Raw genomic sequence first — 1083 nt, 5'->3', positions numbered from 1 at the left:
CTGACTACTTACACTCAAACAGTTAACCAAACCGAAAGGTCTCGTTGAATCAAATCTTGGAGTTTGAGGATATCATCACGATAAAATTCCAGCAACTGTTGCCGTTCCTCTTTAGAAAGAGCAGCTTGTCTCTTATCAGTTGAGTTTATTTTGATTAGCGCTGAACGAACAGTTTGCCTCACCTCCACTGGTAGAATGTACTTTAGTCCAGAAGCCACCATAGTTCTGAAGGGATTTTGTTTCCGCAACAGATCATTAACCAATTTTACTTTAGGAACTTGAGCCACTTGAGCTTTTTTGGATACATCCGGGATAAACGTTTCATCTACTCCAATGAATCGATACATATCCTGGAGCAAAGCCACAGGATTTTTACATAAATCATCGTAGAGATAAACTTTGATTTTATCTCGATTAAACTTTTCAAAAAAATGCGTCAATTGAGCAGTGTAGAGTCCTTTTTTTATAGTAAACGACCCCTTAGAGCGAAACTTAAGCTGTTCCGATAAAGGTTGAAGCTTACCCGCTACATCCGTCGCTTCCCGAACGTGCATTAAATAATCCGAATAAGCTCGGTCTATGGGATTTCGGAGAATAGCAATCAGTTTAACATCGGGCAAATAACGCAATATTAGCTCAGACGATGATTGATAATGAAACAAATAGTTAGGGGATGCTTCACCAATCGCTATTTCATCCTTCACGTCTTGGAAAAGTTTACAATATTTTTCAAAGGTATCAATTCTATTTTTGTTAGGAGTTATTAGGTCTGGAGGTAAGGTTTCCCAATCTTTCTCCAAAAAATTGGTTTCCTTAACCGGACTCATATAAACTTGAGGGTGTTGCGTTAAGTAGTTATAAATAGAAGTTGTTCCTGCCTTCTGCACACCTATAATTAAAAAATTGGGTAATTTCATTTTATTTCTGGGGGGAATCGGGAATCGGGAATCGGGAATCGGGAATCGGGAGTAGGGAGTAGGGAGTAGGGAGTAGGGAGTAGGGAGTAGGGAGGAGGGAGGAGGGAGTAGGGAGTAGGGGTAATAAAATTTAATGTACCTCGTACCCTATAAAAATGTTTCCCAT

At 39.5% G+C, this 1083-nt stretch carries 1 protein-coding gene; it reads right to left on the bottom strand.

Going from position 1 to position 1083, the window contains the following annotated elements:
- Window positions 1-14: 14 nt before the first annotated feature.
- Window positions 15-917, bottom strand: a complete 903-nt coding sequence (locus F6K49_RS52195; protein ID WP_293110927.1) for a sulfotransferase — start codon at window positions 915-917, stop codon at window positions 15-17.
- Window positions 918-1083 lie beyond the last annotated feature (166 nt).

This window comes from Moorena sp. SIO3I6 (genome assembly GCF_010672095.1).
This window is presented reverse-complemented; position numbering and strand designations above follow the sequence as displayed.

Excerpts from the sequence above, each read along its gene's own strand:
- F6K49_RS52195 (WP_293110927.1), bottom strand. The coding sequence starts at position 917 with ATGAAATTACCCAATTTTTTAATTATAGGTGTGCAGAAGGCAGGAACA.